Source organism: Lysobacter sp. cf310, from assembly GCF_900114355.1.
Lineage (GTDB): Bacteria > Pseudomonadota > Gammaproteobacteria > Xanthomonadales > Xanthomonadaceae > Lysobacter.
Genome location: NZ_FOSS01000005.1, coordinates 254,833 through 270,773 on the forward strand (window position 1 = coordinate 254,833; position 15,941 = coordinate 270,773).

Genomic DNA, 15,941 nt, shown 5'->3' on the forward strand with positions numbered 1-15,941 from the left:
AGGATGCGATGCGCCGTGGGCGAACCGCATCGTCGCGATGCGCGCCGTACGAGTCGCGATTCGCGTTGCGCTCGTCACATCCTACGACGTGCGCTTGCCCGGCGGCTCGCCTTCACGCCGGAGATTCATCGTCGCTGGGCTATAGTCCGGCTCATGCTCCCGCGCCCTCTCCCCCTGTTGTTCGCCGCGCTCGCGGCCACCCTCGCCACCGCCGCCTGCGCGCAGACCACGGCCGCGCCGCCGACCGTCGCCAGCGTACCCGCGCCCATCGCCGATCCGCTGCTGCCGCGCGTGCGCGCCGCGCTGGAGGCCGCCGAAAACGGCAGCTTCGACGCCGCCCAGTACGCCGACCTCGCGCGCCATCCGCTGTACGGCTGGGTCGAGTACGCCGGCCTGCGCCGCAATATCGATTCGCTGTCGAACGCGCAGGCGCAAAGCTTCCTCGCCCGCTACGGCGATCAGGCCGCCGGCGGCGCCTTCCGCGAGATCTGGCTGGCCGCGACCGCGCGCCGCGAGGATTGGCCGGCCTTCATCGCCGCCTGGAAGCCCGAACTGGTCAAGAACACCGCGCTGCGCTGCGCCGAACTCAGCGCGCGCCAGGCCCTGCGTCGCGCCGACGCGCAATGGACGCGCGACGCGCAGGCGGTATGGAGCGCCAGCGGCAAGGCCCTGCCCAACGAATGCGACGCACCGATGGCGCTGCTCGCGGCCCAGGGCGGGCTCGACGACACCTTGCGCTGGCAGCGCATCGACGCCGCCGCCGCGGAAGGGCTGCCGGCGGTGATGCGCAGCGCCGCGCGCGGGCTGCCCGCCGACCAGCAGGCCCAGGCCAACGACTACGCCGCCTTCATCGACGGCGTCAACGAGCGCGCGCTGAACTGGCCCAAGACCGAGCGCAGCCGGCGCATGGCCTCTTACGGCCTGGCGCGCCTGGGCAAATCGGCACCGGACGCCGCGGAAGCGCAGCTGCCCAAGTACGCCAACGCGCTGGGCTTCAGCGACGAAGACCGCGGCCGCGTGCTGTACCAGACCGCGCTGTGGACGGTGGCCTCGTACGGCCCCGAATCCGCGCAACGTCTCAACGCCGTGCCGGCGGTGTCCTACGACGAGCGCCTGCACGAGTGGCGCGCGCGCGAGGCGATGGCGCGTTCGGATTGGTCCAGTGCGCTGGCCGCGATCCGTAAGATGGGCGCCAAGCAGCGCGGCGACTCGCGCTGGCAGTATTTCGAGGCGCGCCTGAGCGAACGCGCGGGCGACAAGGCCGGCGCCGACCGCCTTTACCGCGAAGCCGCGCGCAAGCCCGAGTTCCACGGCTTCCTCGCCGCCGACCGCATCGGCCAGCCGTATGCGCTGTGTCCGCTGATCCCCAACGACAGCGTCGCGGCCAAGGCGACGATCGCGCGCGATCCGGCGGTGCTGCGCGCGATGGGCCTGTACAAGATCGAGCGCAAATCCTGGGCGGTGCGCGAGTGGGACGACGCGCTGTCGCGTTTCGACAACGACCAGCGCCGCATCGCGGTCGAAGTCGCGCAGAGCCACGGCTGGTTCGACCGCGCGGTGTTCTCGCTGGGCAAGGGCAATCCCGAAGAGCTGCGCCTGTACAACCTGCGCTTCCCGCTGCACCACGACGCCACGATCCGGCGCGAGTCGGCCAAGAACAACCTCGACCCGGCCTGGGTCGCGGCCGAGATCCGCGCCGAAAGCGTGTTCGATCCCAACGCCCGCTCCGGCGCCAACGCCATGGGTCTGATGCAGGTGGTGCCGGCGACCGGCGCCAACGTGTCCAAGCGCCTGGGCCTGCCCTGGGGCGGCGCGGCCACGCTGTACGACTCCGACACCAACATCATCCTGGGCACCGCCTACCTGCGCGAACTGCTGGACAAGTACGGCGGCCAGCCCTACTTCGCCATGGCCGGCTACAACGCCGGTCCGGCGCCGCTGGCGCGCTGGCAGTCGCAGCGCCCGGGCATGGACGCGGACTTCTGGATCGAGACCATCAGCTACAAGGAAACGCGCGAGTACGTGGCGCGCGTGCTGGCCTTCAGCGTGATCTACGACTGGCGCCTCAACGGCGACGCGATGAACATGACCGACCGCATGCGCGGCCGCATCGACGCGCCGCGCAAGCGTTTCGTCTGCCCGCTCGCGGCCGCGCCGGCCGCCAAGTCGCCGTGAACACCGCGGCGCGGCGCCACGTCGTCGTACTCGGCGGCACCGGCTTCGTCGGCCGGCGCCTGGTCGCGCGCCTGCTGCGCGACGGCCATCGCCTGACCGTGCTCAGCCGCGGCGGCGATCCGGCCAAACGCGCGCTGCTGCCGCGCGACTCCAGCCTGATCGAAGGCGACGTGCACGACACGGGTTTCCTGCGCGCGGTGCTCGACGACGCCGACGCGGTGGTCAACCTGATCGGCATCCTCAACGAGCGCGGCGACGACGGCAGCGGCTTCGAGCGCGTGTACGTGGGCCAGCTCGAATCCCTGATCGAGGCCATGCGCGAGATGGGCGTGCGCCGCCTGCTGCAGATGAGCGCGCTCGGTGCCGGCAGCGGCGACAGCCACTATCTGCAGTCACGCGGGCGCGCCGAACAGCGCGTGCGCGCATCCGGACTGGACTGGACCCTGTTCCGCCCCTCGGTCATCGCCGGTCCCGGCGACGGCCTGTTCTGCCGCTTCGATCAACTGCTGCGCTTCGCCCCGGCGCTGCCGATCGGCCGCGCCGAGGCGCGCTTCCAGCCGGTCTGGGTCGGCGACGTGGTCCAGGCCTATGCGCGCGCGCTCGCCGACGGCGGCAGCATCGGCCACAGCTACGACCTGGTCGGCCCCGACGTCTACACTCTGGCCGAGCTGGTGCGCCTGACCGCGCGCACGCGCGGCCGCCTGCGCGCGGTGATCCCGCTGCCCGAGGCGCTGGGCCGCCTGCAGGCCGGCATCGGCGAACACCTGCCGGGCAAGCCGATCAGCCGCGACAACTGGCGCTCGCTGCAGACCGATTCGGTCAGTGCCGACAACGGGCTGTCCCGGCTCGGCATCGCGGCGACGCCGGTGGCGCCGCGGCTGCGGGAAATCCTCGGCTTGGCGCCGGCGGGCGATTGAGGTTCGGTTGCGACGGGTGGCGCCCGTCGCCGCTGCATGCGGTCCAGCCTCGCAGGATTGCGGTGACCGCCGCATCATCGTCGTTGCCACGATGGCGTTCGATGCGGTGCGCCTGCGGCTTACCGCATCCTACGGTTGCGCGCCGGCTCGCCCTTGCCGCTGCTTTGGCCCGTCATTACCTGGAGGGCGGGAATGACGGCAACGGCGCAGAGCTCCGCTCGATCCGCTCGTCTCTCCCGGATTCATCGCTGAGGCAGACGACAACGCCCCTCGCCCTGCCACCCAACAACCCTTAGCATCGACATCCGAACCCACACAGGAGCGCCGCCATGGGCTTGCTCGACACCCTGCTCGGCCACGCCGGCGACAAGCCGGTGGACAAGATCGCCGAAGACTTCATGCCCCTGCTCGCGCCGGGCGAAACCGTGCAGCGCGCGTTCGGCGAGATCCGCGACCTGATCGTGTTCACCGACCGCCGCCTGATCCTGGTCGACAAGCAGGGCGTGACCGGTCGCAAGACCGAGTTCCTCAGCCTGCCCTACCGCAGCGTGGTGATGTTCTCGCTGGAAACCGCGGGCCATTTCGATCTCGAATCGGAACTGCGGGTCTGGGTCTCGGGCCAGCCGGCGCCGATCGTGCGCCACCTCGGCCGCAGCAGCGGCGCCGAGGACATCATCGCGCTGCTGGCGCAGAACTCGCCGCGTTGAGCCCGCGGCCGACGGCGATGCGATGAAGACTTACCTGGTCGGCGGCGCCGTCCGCGATCGCCTGCTCGGACGGACGCCGGGCGATCGCGACTACGTGGTGGTCGGCGCCACCCCGGAGGCGATGCTCGACGCCGGCTACAAGCCGGTCGGGCGCGACTTCCCGGTGTTCCTGCATCCGGACACCGGCGAGGAGTACGCGCTGGCGCGCACCGAACGCAAATCCGGGCGCGGCTACCGCGGCTTCGTCGTCGACGCCGATCCCTCGGTCTCGCTGGAGGAAGACCTGGGCCGGCGCGACTTCACCATCAACGCCATCGCCCAGGACGAAGACGGCCGCCTGGTCGATCCCTACGGCGGCGCGCGCGACCTGGACGCGCGCGTGCTGCGTCACGTCGGTCCGGCCTTCGTCGAGGATCCGCTGCGGGTGCTGCGCGCCGCCCGTTTCATGGCGCGCTTCGCCGCGCTGGGCTTCAGCGTCGCGCCGGAAACCACCGCCTTGATGCGGCACATGGCCGAGTCCGGCGAGCTCGCCGAATTGGTGCCCGAACGCGTATGGCAGGAGCTGCGGCGCGCGCTCGCCAGCGAACGGCCCTCGGCCTTCCTGCGCACCCTGCGCGAGGCCGGCGCGCTGGGCGCGGTGCTGCCGGAAGTGGACGCGCTGTACGGCGTGCCGCAGCCGGCGCAGTACCACCCCGAGGTCGACAGCGGACTGCACACCGAACTGGTCTGCGACATGGCCGCGCGGCTGGCGCCGGGCGACGATCTGATCGGCTATGCCGCGCTCACCCACGACCTGGGCAAGGCGCTGACGCCGAGCGAGGCGCTGCCCAAGCATCACGGTCACGAGCGTGCGGGCCTGGAGCCCTTGCGCGCACTCAACGAGCGCCTGAAGGTGCCGACCGAACATCGCCAACTCGCCGAGGCCGCGTGCCGCGAGCACCTCAACGTGCACCGCTACGACGAGTTGCGCGCGGCCACGGTGTACGAGCTGATCGCGCGCTGCGACGGCTTCCGCCAACCCGAGCGCGTGCGCCGCCTCAGCCTGGTCTGCGAGGCCGACAAGCGCGGCCGCACCGGCCTGTCCGAGGTCGACTACCCGCAGGCGCAGCGCCTGCGCGACGCCCTCGACGCCGCGCTCGCGGTGCGCGCCACGGACGTCGCCGCCGGCCGCAGCGGCCCCGAAGTCGGCGAAGCCCTGCGCCGCGCGCGCATCGCCGCGATCGCCGTCGTAAACGGCAAATAGTCCGGCGCACCGCCTGCCTTGGCGCTCCGGCTCGGTAGCGCCGCTCTCACAGCGCCAGCGCAACGCACCCCGAACATCGCCCGCCCCCACCCACGCCCCTTCCGATCACCACCTGTAGGAGCGGCGCAAGCCGCGACCGCGAAACCGCACCCACGACGAAACCAACCACGCACGCCGAATCCCGGGTCGCGGCTCGCGCCGCTCCTACCCGGCCCTGCCAACTCCTCTTTCTGCTTCCTGTGGGAGCGGCGTAAGCCGCGATAAATGCCCCGCACTCGTCGCGCAACCTGCGTCATCGCCGCAGCCCAATCGCGGCTCACGCCGCTCCCACAGCGCCAGCGCAACCCGCCCCGAACATCGCTCGCCCCCACCCACGCCCCTTCCGATCACCCCCTGTAGGAGCGGCGCAAGCCGCGACCGCGACACCGCACCCACGACGAAACCAACGACACACGCCGAATTCCGGGTCGCGGCTCGCGCCGCTCCTACCCGGCCATCCCGACACCGCTTTCTGCTTCCTGTGGGAGCGGCGTAAGCCGCGATGAATGCCCCGCACTCGTCGCGCAACTCGCGTCACCGCCGCAGCCCAATCGCGGCTCACGCCGCTCCCACAGCGCCAGCGCAACGCACCCCGAACATCGCTCGCCCCCACCCACGCCCCTTCCGATCGCCACCTGTAGGAGCGGCGCAAGCCGCGACCGCGAAACCGCACCCACGACGAAACCAACCACGCACGCCGAATCCCGAGTCGCGGCTCACGCCGCTCCTACCCGGCGCTGCCAACTCCGCTTTCCTGCTTTCTGTGGGAGCGGCTCGCGCCGCTCCTACCCGGCCCTGCCGATTCCGCTCCCACCCAGGCAGGCACACCAGAAAAACGAAACGCCGGGCGGCCTCGCGGCCGCCCGGCGTTCCAACCACTCCATCGGTGTCGCGAATCAGAAGCGATAGTCCAGCCGCACGTAGTAGCTGCCGCCGTTCATGCCGAAGGGCATGGTTTCCCAGCCGTACTTGAAGCCCAGCGACGGGAACGGATTCACGCCCGGGTTGTCGGCGCCGACCGACCACTTGTCGGGGTACTGGTCGAAGATGTTGTTGCCTCCGACGGTGAGGTGCAGGTCGTCGGTGAACGAGTAACGCACCGCCAGATCGAACAGCGTCTTGCCGCCCCAGGTCTGTTCCGGCGCGAAGAACTCGCCGGTGACCGAACCGTAGTAGTTGGCGCGGCCGGTGATCGTCCACGGGCCGGTTTCGTACACGCTCTGCAGCACGTGATGCGCGCGCGGCTGGCCGCGCTCGACCAGGGTGATCTGCGCCGCGTCGAACAGCTGGCCCGGGGCCAGGATCGGCGAGTTCGAATGGATCTCGCGCACTTCGGTCTTGTTGAAGTGCACCAGCGCGGTCAGGGTCAGGTTGCTGCCGCTGGCGAACTCGGTGTTGTGGTTGGCGACGATGTCCAGGCCGGTGGTGCGGGTGTCGATGGCGTTGGTGAAGAACTGCGCCTGACCGACGCGGAACGGCGCCAGCGCGCCGGCGATCGGGCAGTTGCTGAAGTTGGCCGCGCAGGGCTGGCCGTCGTTGCCGACCGACTCGGGCGCGATCACGCCGGAGAAGATGATGCGGTCGTCGATGTCGATGCGGAACAGGTCGGCGCTCAGCGAGAAGCGCTCGTTGGGCTTGAACACCATGCCCACCGAACCGCTGCGCGAGGTCTCTTCCTTCAGCGGCGCCACGCCCAGCGCGCGGGTGACCGCGCTGTCCTGACGCGCGGTCAGGGTGTCGGTGAGGGTGCCGTCGGGGTTGAGGTTGGTCGAGACCTGGTTGTAGTACTGCTGCTGCACGCCCGGCGCGCGGAAGCCGGTGGACAGCGTGCCGCGCACGGCGAAGGTCTCGGTGGCGTTGAAGCGCGCCGACAGCTTGCCGGTGGTGGTGTTGCCGAAGTCGGAGTAGTCCTCGAAGCGCACCGCGCCGCCGAGCAGGAAGCGATCGGTCAGGTTGGTCTCGGCGTCGAAGTACAGCGCCATGCTGTGGCGGCCTTCGTCGACCTCGGTGCCCGGGGTGAAGCCCGGGAAGCCCTGGATGCCGCCCGGCGCGATGTCGCCGGTCTGGCCGCGAATGATGATGGCCGGGTTGTTGGTGCGACCGTACATGTACGACACCGGGTCGCCCGCTTCGATCGCGTAGTTGTCCTGGCGCCATTCGAAACCGGTGGCCAGGTACAGGCGGTTGTCGTTGAAGCCGTCGACGCTGCCGCGGAAATCTAGGTTGAAGGTGGTCTGGTCGTACTTGAGCGTGCCGGTCTTGGCGGTGGTCGGCGAGGCGGCGTAGATGCCGGCGGCCGGGTTGGCCGGATCGCGCGGTTCGTACCACCAGCTCACGTTGACCGAGTTGGCCTCTTCGAAGCCGAACTTGCTGCGGCCGTGATTGATCGAGATGTCCCAATCCCAGTTCTCGCCGATCGGCGCCTTGTAGCCCACCGCCAGCGAGGCGTCGTCGACCGTGGTCAGGATGTTGGGCAGGAAGCCGTTGGGGTACAGCGCCGGCACCGTGCGGTTGTCGCCGGCGCTGCGGAAGAAGCCGGAGGAATCGCCTTCGCGGCGCGAGATGCCGCCGAACCAGTACAGCTCGCCCTTGCCCACCGGCAGGCCGGCGTTGAGCCACAGGTAGTAGTCCTTGGCGTCGGCGTCGCCCAGGCGCTGGGTCACGCGCGGCGGGTTGGTGCGCAGGCTGTCGGGGCCGGCGCGGTTGGTCTCGTTGCGGTTGCGCGCTTCGGCCGACAGGTTGATGAAACCGTCGGCGCCGAGCTTGAAGCCGGTATTGACCGAGCCGTGCAGCATCTCGCCGTCGCCGGCGTAGTACTGCGAACCCTCGATCGACAGCTCGGTGTGGTCGGTCTGGCGCTTGAGGATGATGTTGATCACGCCCGCGATCGCGTCCGAACCGTACTGGGCGGCGGCGCCGTCGCGCAGCACTTCGATGCGCTCGATCGCCGAGACCGGAATCGCGTTGATGTCGGTACCGGCCGAACCGCGGCCGATGGTCTGCTGCACGTTGACCAGCGCCTGCTGATGGCGACGCTTGCCGTTGACCAGCACCAGCACCTGGTCCGGGCCCAGCGCGCGCAGCGTGGCCGGGCGCAGGATGTCGGTACCGTCGCTGACGAAGGTACGCGAGAAGTTGAACGAGGGCTCCAGCATCTGCAGGATCTGGCCGACCTCGAGCGCGCCGGTGGCGTTGATCTCTTCGCGGCCGATCACGTCCACGGGTGCAGCGGTGTCCTCGGCGGTGCGGCCGCGCACGCGCGAACCGGTGACCTGGACGGCGTCCAGCGTGGTCGCGGTGTCCTCGGCGGGGGCCGCGGTCTGGGCGTAGACGGGGGCGACGGCGCTGGCGGCCATGGCGGCGGCCACGGCCAGCGCCAGTCGGTTGCGGTGCACTGCGGACATGGTCGTTTCCTTGCGAAAGGGTCGGGGGACGGACTTCCCGAAAGTCCGGCCCGAGGTTCACAAGTTCTTAACCTTTGCGCAATACGTCGTGTGACTGTGCCGACTTTGGCTTTACCAACCCGATCACACTATGACAAACGAGTTCCGGCCAAACGGGCATCGATGCGCTGCAACATGAGCGCCAGCGGCGTGGAGGCGGTGACCAGCCCCGTCAGCGCCCCGAGGGCGTTGGCCAGGGCGTCGCGGCTGTCGCCCATGCGGCTGTCGGTGAGCGCGGCTTGCGCGTATTCCAGCGCCACCCCCAGCACGATCAGGCCGGCCGCGCTCAGCGCCTGCGGGCGCATGCGCGCGAACAGCATGCCGGCGTAGGCCGACAGCGCGGCGTAAGTGAGGAAGTGGCCGACCTTGTCGGAGCCGGCGAACGGCGACGGCGGCAGGTCGCCCGCCGGCAGCAGCGACACCGCGATCACCGCCAGCACGCCGGCCGCGCCCAGGGCCAGCCAGCGCCGCGGGGTATGGAACGGGCGCAGCCAGGGGCCCTTGCGGGCATCGCCCTTGCCCGCCCTCACAGGCGGTGGCTCAGATCGCCGGCCAGGAAGGCGATCCCGAACTCGACGTCCTTCTCGAAGCCCATGACCTGGAAGCGTTCGCCCATCTCGCTGGGCAGGGTCAGGCGCTTGATCTCGTTGTGGCGGCGCTGGCGTTCGGCCTCGTCGGTTATCGCCTCGATGCGTTCGAGCACGCCGGCCAGGCCGTTGCCGAGCAGGAAGCTGGCCTGCGAGCAGTAGCCAGCGAAATCGAAACCGGCGGCGACGCCGGCCTCGGCCAGAGCGGTGAAGTCCACCGAGGCGGTGATGTCCTGCAAACCCGGCCACAGCAGCGGATCGTGGTGCATGCGATGGCGGTAGAACGCGCGCAGGGTGCCGTCGCTGCGCTCGGGCGCGTAGTACTCGGCGCGCGCGTAGCCGTAGTCGACGAACAGCATCGCGCCCGCGCGCATGCCGCCGGACACGGCCTGGATCCAGTACGGCAGCTGCGGCAGCAGCTCGGAGCGATAGCCTTCCTCGAACTCCCGTTCCAGCCGGCGTTCGACCTGACGCACGGCATTACCGAGGAAAGCGTCGGCCTCGCGCAGCTCGCGCGCGAAACCGTCGCCGTCGATCACGATGTTCTCTTCGTAGACCTCGCCGTTGCGGATCGCGAAGCGCGGCGTCGGCAGGGCATCGATGACTTCGTTGGCGAACAGCACGCCGTCCCAGTCTTCCGGGAACGGCCCGTCCAGCCACTCGACCAGCTCGAACAGCGGCGGCGTCAGCCGTTGCTGCAGGCGTTCGCGCTGGCGATGGCGCAGCTCGGCGCTGGGTTCGAGGATGGCGTAGCGATCGGGCAAAGCATCCAGTTCGAGCAGGCGTTTGAGCGCGACCTCGGCGAAGGCGCCGGTACCGCCGCCCAGCTCGAGGAAACGCGCGCCCGGCCCGAGCTGGCGCAGCACCGGCGCCACCGCTTCGGCCACGCAGGCGGCGAACACCGGTCCGATCTCGGGCGCGGTGACGAAATCGCCGTCGTCGCCGAACTTGCGCGCGCCGGCGCTGTAGTAGCCCAGGCCGGGCGCGTACAGGGCCAGCTCCATGTAGCGCGAAAACGGGATCGCGCCCTCGTTGACCCCGATCTGCTCGCGGATCAGCGCCTCCAGGCGCGCGCTGTGCTCCAGGGCGTCCTGGCCCGGCGCGGGCAGCGTCGCGGCTTCGCGGTGGGGGTCGTTCGGGGTGGGGTCGGGCATGGCGGCTTGGGGGCGCAGCGGGCGGTCTGCAGTATAAGTAACTAGTGCAAAGTAACGGGTAACGCGCAGGAGCCGTGCTTTTCACTGGTTACGCGTTACTACGCACTGGTTGCTGCCCCCATAGACACGCCTATGTCCGCCACTCCCGCCACTCCCGTCGCCCTGATCACCGGCAGCGCCAAGCGCATCGGCGCCGCGATCGCGCGCGCGCTGCACGCCGACGGCTACGACCTGGCCCTGCACTACCGCGGCTCGGGCGAGGCCATGGCCGCGCTCGCGGCCGAGCTGGAAGCTGCGCGCCCGGGCAGCACCTTGACCTTGCAGGCCGACCTGGCCGAGTTCGATCGCCTGCCCGAGCTGATCGCACAGACGGTCGGCCGCTACGGCCGCCTCGACGCCCTGGTCAACAACGCCTCGGGTTTCGCGCCCACGCCGATCGGCAGCGCCACGCCCGCGCAATGGGACGCGCTGTTCGCCAGCAACGCGCGCGCGCCGTTCTTCCTGGCGCAGGCCGCCGCGCCGCACCTGAAGGCCGCGCGCGGCGCGATCGTGAACCTGGTCGACATCTACGCCGAGCGCCCACTGCGCGACCACAGCCTGTACTGCATGGCCAAGGCCGCGCTGGTGATGGCCACGCGTGCGCTGGCGCTGGAACTGGCACCGGACGTACGGGTGAACGCGGTCGCGCCGGGCGCGATCCTGTGGCCGGAAGCCGAGGGCGCCAAGGACGAGGCGGCCAAGGCGGCGATGCTGGCGCGCACGCCGCTGGGCCGCACTGGCAGCGCCGAGGAAATCGCCGAAGCGGTGCGCTGGCTGCTGCGCGAGGCGCGCTATACCACCGGGCAGGTGCTGCGAGTGGATGGCGGGCGCTTGCTGGGGGGGTGAGGCTCAAAGCCTTCGACTCTCCCATTCCTCACGCCTTTCTTCTTTTCGTACTCCCTTCTCCCGCAGGCGGGAGAAGGTGCCCGAAGGGCGGATGAGGGCAGCGACTGAGATTGGAGCTATACGCCCGCGGCGGCCCTCACCCCAACCCCTCTCCCGCCAGCGGGAGAGGGGCTATCTCACGCCCTTCTTCGCACTCCCTTCTCCCACAGGCGGGAGAAGGTGCCCGAAGGGCGGATGAGGGCAGCGACTGAGGTTGGAGCTACACGCCCGCAGCGGCCCTCACCCCAGCCTCTCTCCCGCCAGCGAGAGAGAGGCTATCGGTTCATTACCTGGCCTGAAACGCCGACTGCAACTCCAGCGCGCGAAACGCCTCCGGCGCCTCGCCGTCGGTCGCGTAGCGGTACAGCGCCGCCGAGTAGATGCCGCTCAGCGCCGCCTGGTACACGCCCAGCAGCAGCACCGCGATCAGGAACAGCGCGCCCACCGCGATCGCCAGGCCCACCGAGACCTGCGCCGCCGCGAAGGCCAGCGCCGCGCCCACCACGATCACCGCGAAGGTGATCAGACCGAACGCCGCGCCGATGCCGACGTTGCCGATCGCGTTCTCGCCCCAGGTCTGCTTGAGCAGGCCGATGCTGCGCTTGAGCGCGTCGATCGGGCCGACGTTCTGGCTCACCAGCACCGGCACCACCATGAAGGTAGCCAGGGTCCAGGCCGCGCCCAGGCCGGAGCCGATCATGCGCACGATGAAGTTGTTGTCGCGGTCCTTCAGCGACTGCAGGATCAGGCCCACGGTCGCGGCGATCGCGGCGTAGCCCAGGATCGAGGGCAGGCGCGACTTGGCCGCGTTGAAGCCGTCGCGCAGGGTCGGATCGCCGCCGTCGAGGCGGATCATGGCCGCGCCGACCAGGGCGCAGTTGAAGAAGATGATCACGCTGTACTGGCAGAAGTAGAACAGGAAGCCGAACACGATCCCGCCCACGCCGACGCCGTTCTCGAACAGGCGCAAGGCGAACATCGGCACCAGGAAGGTCGCCAGCACCAGCAGCGTGGCCGCGCCGGACAGGATCGGGAACAGCATCAGTTCCTTGTCCGAGCGCAACACGCCCGCGCTCGCCTTGACCAGGCCCCAGCTACGCGAAAACTTTTCGAACATCGTGCGATCCCCCGTGGATGAATGGACGCATGCTCGGGCCAAACTCGGCACATCGCAAGCGTTGGCGTGCGTGCGCCGACCGGCGGCGCGCTCGCTCCCCGACATAGACCCGGGCGAGGCGAGGAATGTGACCGTCGGCGAGCGCCCGGCGCGCGGGTATCGGAACGATCCGTCTACGCGCGGATCAGTCGCCCAGGTCGGCCACCACCGCCGGCTGCGCGTAGTCCGGATGCGCGCGCCACAGCTCGTCCAGCGTGCGGCCGGTGCCCGCCACCACCACCTCCGGCGCGATGTCCGCCAGCGGCCGCAGCACGAAGGCGTGCTTGAGCTCCGGACGCGGGATGCGCAGGTTGCCGGGGCCTTCGAGCAAGCGGTCGTCGTAGAGCACCAGGTCGATGTCCAGGGTGCGGTCGCTGTAGCGCGGCCCGCTGCGGTCGCGGCCGTGGCGATCTTCCAGCGCGTGCAGCCAGTCGTTGAGATCTTGCGGCTCCAAGTCGCTGTCGACGATGGCCGCGCTGTTGTAGAAGTCGGCGCCGTCGAAGCCGACCGCGCGCGTGCGGTAGACCGGCGACAGCACCACCTCGCCGAAGCGTTCGCGCAATGCGGCGATCGCGCCGCGCAGGTGGGTCGCGGCATCCAGGTTGCTGCCGAGACTGAGGTAGGCCTTGCCCATCGCGGTATCCGGTACGCCCGGCCGGTGGCGGGGCGGAAAGAGAAAGTGGCGTCGCGGCTCAGCCGCCGGCGCGCTCGCGCACGATCGACACCCCGACCGCGCGCGCGCCGCGCACCGCACCGGGCTTGCTGAGCTTGAGCCGGACCCGGCGCACGCCGAACTCCTCGATCACGATAGCGGCCACGCGCTCGGCCAAGGTTTCGACCAGACCGAAGTCGGACTGCGACACGTATTCGATGATGCGCTTGCTGACCGCCTTGTAGTTCAAGGTGTCCTCGATCGCGTCGCTGGCGGCCGGGATGCGGTTGTCGAACGACATGTCCAGGTCGAACACCAGCGGCTGACGGATGCGCCGCTCCCAGTCGTAGATGCCGATCAGCGCCTCGATCTCGAGGCCTTCGATGAAGACGTGGTCCATAAGAGCCGGGATTGGGGATTCGGAAGGGGTGAATCGGAAAAGCGCGGGATTCGAGCGGCATCGCCGCTCCGTAAGCGTCATCCCCGCGAGCGCGGGGATGCAGTGACTTTAGCGCGTGAGCCCGGTCGGCGGCGAACGCTCATGGCTGGCGCCGGCTCCAAACTTCACGCCACCTCGGGCAACTGCGCCATATCCCAACGCGGCGTCACCATCACCGAGGCATCCTCGCGCTGCCCCGCCATCAGCCGCAGCGCGCCGGCGTAGGCGATCATCGCGCCGTTGTCGGTGCAGAACGCCGGGCGCGGGAACGCGACCCGGCCGCCGCGGCGCTCGGCCATCTGCGCCAGCCGCGCGCGCAGGCGCTTGTTGGCGCCGACGCCGCCGGCGACCACCAGGGTGTCGCAGGCGGCCGCGTCCAGCGCGCGCTCGCATTTGATCGCCAGGGTCTCGACCACCGCGTCCTCGAAGCCGCGCGCGATGTCGGCCATGGTCTGCTCGCTCTGGTCGCTGTCGCGCCAGGTCAGCAGGACCTGGGTCTTGAGGCCGCTGAAGCTGAAGTCCAGGCCCGGGCGGTCGGTCATCGGCCGCGAGAACTTGTACTGGCCGGGCCGGCCGCGCTCGGCCAGGGCGGCCAGCTGCGGACCGCCGGGATAGGGCAGGCCCATGAGCTTGGCGGTCTTGTCGAAGGCCTCGCCGGCCGCGTCGTCCAGGGTTTCGCCGAGCAGACGGTAACGGCCGATGGCCTCCACCGCGACCAGCTGGGTATGCCCACCGGACACCAGCAGGGCCACGAACGGCGGCTGCGGGCGCCCCAGCGGGTCGTCCTCCATCAACGGCGCCAGCAGGTGGCCTTCCATGTGGTGGACCGCCACCGCGGGCAGGTCCAGGGCCCAGGCCAGCGAGCGCGCAACCCCGGCCCCGACCAGCAGGGCCCCGACCAGGCCCGGGCCGGCGGTGTAGGCCACCCCGTCCAGGTCCGCGACCTGAAGCCCGGATTCATCCAGGGTCTGGCGGATCAGCGGCAGCAGCTTGCGCACGTGGTCGCGGCTGGCCAGTTCCGGGACCACGCCGCCATACTCCGCGTGCAGCGAGATCTGGCTATAGAGAGCGTGCGCGCGCAGCCCGGTCTCGGTGTCGTACACCGCCACACCGGTCTCGTCGCAGCTGGTTTCGATGCCCAGAACCTTCATCGGCGGGCCTGCTGTTGGGGGTCTGTCGCCTTCATGGGGGCTATGTTGCACCTTCCGTAGGGCCGCCGCTATAATGCACGGCTCGCCCGGTCTGCACGGGCCGGTCCCCGAATCGAGATTACGTATGCCCAGCGTCAAAGTCCGCGAAAACGAGCCCTTCGAGTTTGCCCTGCGTCGCTTCAAGCGCACCTGCGAAAAGGCCGGCGTGCTCGCCGAGACCCGCAAGCGCGAGTTCTACGAGAAGCCGACCCAGGAGCGTAAGCGCAAGGCCGCTGCTGCGGTTAAGCGTCAGGCGCGCCGCGCCTCGCGCGACGTTACCAAGCGCCAGCGCTTGTACTGATCGCGTATCCCGCGCAGCCCCACCGTCCGTGGACGGGGCCAGCGAGGGATGACCAAGGAGCCGGCCGCGCCCTGCGCCGCCGGCTTTTTGCGTTTCGGCCGCCACCCGGCCGCCGCCCCCTTACCTACCCTTCCCGCCCTACTTCAAGGAGCGCGCCATGAGCCTTAAGCAACGACTCACCGACGACATGAAGGCCGCGATGAAGAGCGGCGACAAGCAGAGCCTGGGCGTGATCCGCCTGATCAACGCCGCGATCAAGCAAAAGGAAGTCGACGAGCGCATCGAGCTGGACGACACCGCCGTGATCGCCGTGCTCGACAAGATGGTCAAGCAGCGCCGCGACTCGGTCAGCCAGTACGAAGCCGCCGCGCGCGAGGACCTGGCCGTGATCGAACGCGACGAGATCGCGGTGATCGAGCGCTACGTTCCGGCCAAGCTGGGCGAGGCCGAGATCCTGGCCGCGATCGAAGCCGCCATCGCCGAGACCGGCGCCACCGGCCCGGCCGACATGGGCAAGCTGATGGGCCCGCTCAAGGCCAAGCTCGCCGGCCAGGCCGATATGGGCCAGGTGTCGGCGCTGGTTAAGAAGCGCTTGGCCGGCTGAGGTGCGATGCCTTTCCTGCGGTTCGTCATCCCGGCGCGCGACTGGCGCACCGGGCAAGCGACTGGCCTGCTGACGCTCGCCTACGAGCAACTCCGTTCGGGCGAGCTCACCGAGTGGGAACATGCGCAGCTCGGCGAACATCTGCGCTGGCTGGAGCTGAATCTTCCGGTGCCGGATCGTTTCGCGCGGAAACGTAACGTGTCCCACAAGAACACGCATGGCGTTTCCTGGCTGAAAGCCGAAGCCACGCCGGCCGTCGACCGCATGCGGGCCGTCGCGACGCTGCTCCGGGAACGGGGCCATCCGGTCGAGATGGTCATGGCCGATCGCCCCGGCTACATCGTGTACGAAGACCTGCAACAGATCGTCGCCGAGCCATTCCACGGCGAGCCCGCCTAGACCCCGGCTCA

Annotated in this window: 15 protein-coding genes; 8 read left to right on the forward strand and 7 right to left on the reverse strand. The window is 69.9% G+C overall.

Translation table 11 applies throughout. The annotated features are described in order from the left end of the window. Positions 1-153 precede the first annotated feature (153 nt). From BMZ45_RS18435 to BMZ45_RS18450, 4 genes are all read left to right on the forward strand, one after another. The gene (locus BMZ45_RS18435; RefSeq protein WP_091637988.1) at positions 154-2,175 is read left to right on the forward strand and encodes a lytic transglycosylase domain-containing protein; all 2,022 of its coding nucleotides are present in this window, start codon (positions 154-156) and stop codon (positions 2,173-2,175) included. Then, positions 2,172-3,092 (forward strand): complex I NDUFA9 subunit family protein, encoded by a 921-nt coding sequence (locus BMZ45_RS18440; RefSeq protein ID WP_175489149.1) that lies wholly within the window; start codon positions 2,172-2,174, stop codon positions 3,090-3,092. Before BMZ45_RS18435 ends, BMZ45_RS18440 begins: the two co-directional genes overlap by 4 nt. A 329-nt stretch (positions 3,093-3,421) precedes the next feature. Continuing rightward, positions 3,422-3,799: a PH domain-containing protein gene (locus BMZ45_RS18445; RefSeq protein WP_091637989.1), complete on the forward strand. Its 378-nt coding sequence runs from the start codon at positions 3,422-3,424 to the stop codon at positions 3,797-3,799. Positions 3,800-3,821: 22 nt separating this feature from the next. Next, complete coding sequence (locus BMZ45_RS18450; RefSeq protein ID WP_091637990.1) at positions 3,822-5,042, forward strand: multifunctional CCA addition/repair protein; 1,221 nt, start codon at positions 3,822-3,824, stop codon at positions 5,040-5,042. Positions 5,043-5,977: 935 nt separating this feature from the next. Here the strand turns inward: BMZ45_RS18450 and BMZ45_RS18455 are convergent. The 3 genes from BMZ45_RS18455 to BMZ45_RS18465 all read right to left on the reverse strand — a co-directional run bounded on the left by BMZ45_RS18455 (position 5,978) and on the right by BMZ45_RS18465 (position 10,265). After that, the gene (locus BMZ45_RS18455) at positions 5,978-8,485 is read right to left on the reverse strand and encodes a TonB-dependent receptor plug domain-containing protein (RefSeq protein WP_091637991.1); all 2,508 of its coding nucleotides are present in this window, start codon (positions 8,483-8,485) and stop codon (positions 5,978-5,980) included. A 128-nt stretch (positions 8,486-8,613) separates the two neighbouring features. Beyond that, entirely contained in the window at positions 8,614-9,054 is a 441-nt protein-coding gene (locus BMZ45_RS18460) for a hypothetical protein (RefSeq protein ID WP_091637992.1), read from the reverse strand. Then, complete coding sequence (locus tag BMZ45_RS18465) at positions 9,051-10,265, reverse strand: class I SAM-dependent methyltransferase (RefSeq protein ID WP_091637993.1); 1,215 nt, start codon at positions 10,263-10,265, stop codon at positions 9,051-9,053. The genes BMZ45_RS18460 and BMZ45_RS18465 overlap by 4 nt, the downstream gene beginning before the upstream one ends. 132 nt (positions 10,266-10,397) lie before the next feature. Between BMZ45_RS18465 and BMZ45_RS18470 the strand changes: the two genes are divergently transcribed. Next, positions 10,398-11,150, forward strand: a complete 753-nt coding sequence (locus BMZ45_RS18470; RefSeq protein ID WP_091637994.1) for a pteridine reductase — start codon at positions 10,398-10,400, stop codon at positions 11,148-11,150. A gap of 325 nt (positions 11,151-11,475) precedes the next feature. Here the strand turns inward: BMZ45_RS18470 and BMZ45_RS18475 are convergent, their stop codons facing one another. From BMZ45_RS18475 to tsaD, 4 genes are all read right to left on the reverse strand, one after another. Next, a complete protein-coding gene (locus BMZ45_RS18475) occupies positions 11,476-12,306 on the reverse strand; it encodes a DUF6159 family protein (RefSeq protein WP_091637995.1) in 831 nt (276 codons plus the stop codon). Between the two features lie 184 nt (positions 12,307-12,490). After that, on the reverse strand, positions 12,491-12,979 hold the full coding sequence (folK, locus tag BMZ45_RS18480; RefSeq protein WP_091637996.1) for a 2-amino-4-hydroxy-6-hydroxymethyldihydropteridine diphosphokinase: 489 nt from the start codon (positions 12,977-12,979) through the stop codon (positions 12,491-12,493). A gap of 58 nt (positions 12,980-13,037) precedes the next feature. Then, positions 13,038-13,397 carry a dihydroneopterin aldolase gene (folB, locus tag BMZ45_RS18485; protein ID WP_091637997.1) on the reverse strand — a complete coding sequence of 120 codons (360 nt, stop codon included), beginning with the start codon at positions 13,395-13,397 and terminating at the stop codon, positions 13,038-13,040. Positions 13,398-13,561: 164 nt separating this feature from the next. Continuing rightward, complete coding sequence (tsaD, locus tag BMZ45_RS18490) at positions 13,562-14,587, reverse strand: tRNA (adenosine(37)-N6)-threonylcarbamoyltransferase complex transferase subunit TsaD (protein ID WP_091637998.1); 1,026 nt, start codon at positions 14,585-14,587, stop codon at positions 13,562-13,564. 124 nt (positions 14,588-14,711) lie between these two features. On the opposite strand from tsaD, the gene rpsU reads away from it, so the two are divergent. The 3 genes from rpsU to BMZ45_RS18505 all read left to right on the forward strand — a co-directional run bounded on the left by rpsU (position 14,712) and on the right by BMZ45_RS18505 (position 15,930). Continuing rightward, entirely contained in the window at positions 14,712-14,927 is a 216-nt protein-coding gene (gene rpsU, locus BMZ45_RS18495) for a 30S ribosomal protein S21 (RefSeq protein ID WP_031371286.1), read from the forward strand. A gap of 157 nt (positions 14,928-15,084) precedes the next feature. Continuing rightward, complete coding sequence (locus BMZ45_RS18500) at positions 15,085-15,531, forward strand: GatB/YqeY domain-containing protein (RefSeq protein WP_091637999.1); 447 nt, start codon at positions 15,085-15,087, stop codon at positions 15,529-15,531. A gap of 6 nt (positions 15,532-15,537) precedes the next feature. Beyond that, complete coding sequence (locus BMZ45_RS18505) at positions 15,538-15,930, forward strand: hypothetical protein (RefSeq protein WP_091638000.1); 393 nt, start codon at positions 15,538-15,540, stop codon at positions 15,928-15,930. The last annotated feature ends 11 nt before the right edge of the window (positions 15,931-15,941 follow it).

What these genes read in the sequence shown, in the direction of transcription:
- BMZ45_RS18435 (WP_091637988.1), top strand. Translation starts at nt 154, where the DNA reads ATGCTCCCGCGCCCTCTCCCCCTGTTGTTCGCCGCGCTCGCGGCCACC.
- BMZ45_RS18445 (WP_091637989.1), top strand. Translation starts at nt 3,422, where the DNA reads ATGGGCTTGCTCGACACCCTGCTCGGCCACGCCGGCGACAAGCCGGTG.
- BMZ45_RS18450 (WP_091637990.1), top strand. Translation starts at nt 3,822, where the DNA reads ATGAAGACTTACCTGGTCGGCGGCGCCGTCCGCGATCGCCTGCTCGGA.
- BMZ45_RS18455 (WP_091637991.1), bottom strand. Translation starts at nt 8,485, where the DNA reads ATGTCCGCAGTGCACCGCAACCGACTGGCGCTGGCCGTGGCCGCCGCC.
- BMZ45_RS18465 (WP_091637993.1), bottom strand. Translation starts at nt 10,265, where the DNA reads ATGCCCGACCCCACCCCGAACGACCCCCACCGCGAAGCCGCGACGCTG.
- BMZ45_RS18470 (WP_091637994.1), top strand. Translation starts at nt 10,398, where the DNA reads ATGTCCGCCACTCCCGCCACTCCCGTCGCCCTGATCACCGGCAGCGCC.
- BMZ45_RS18475 (WP_091637995.1), bottom strand. Translation starts at nt 12,306, where the DNA reads ATGTTCGAAAAGTTTTCGCGTAGCTGGGGCCTGGTCAAGGCGAGCGCG.
- folK (WP_091637996.1), bottom strand. Translation starts at nt 12,979, where the DNA reads ATGGGCAAGGCCTACCTCAGTCTCGGCAGCAACCTGGATGCCGCGACC.
- folB (WP_091637997.1), bottom strand. Translation starts at nt 13,397, where the DNA reads ATGGACCACGTCTTCATCGAAGGCCTCGAGATCGAGGCGCTGATCGGC.
- tsaD (WP_091637998.1), bottom strand. Translation starts at nt 14,587, where the DNA reads ATGAAGGTTCTGGGCATCGAAACCAGCTGCGACGAGACCGGTGTGGCG.
- rpsU (WP_031371286.1), top strand. Translation starts at nt 14,712, where the DNA reads ATGCCCAGCGTCAAAGTCCGCGAAAACGAGCCCTTCGAGTTTGCCCTG.
- BMZ45_RS18500 (WP_091637999.1), top strand. Translation starts at nt 15,085, where the DNA reads ATGAGCCTTAAGCAACGACTCACCGACGACATGAAGGCCGCGATGAAG.
- BMZ45_RS18505 (WP_091638000.1), top strand. Translation starts at nt 15,538, where the DNA reads ATGCCTTTCCTGCGGTTCGTCATCCCGGCGCGCGACTGGCGCACCGGG.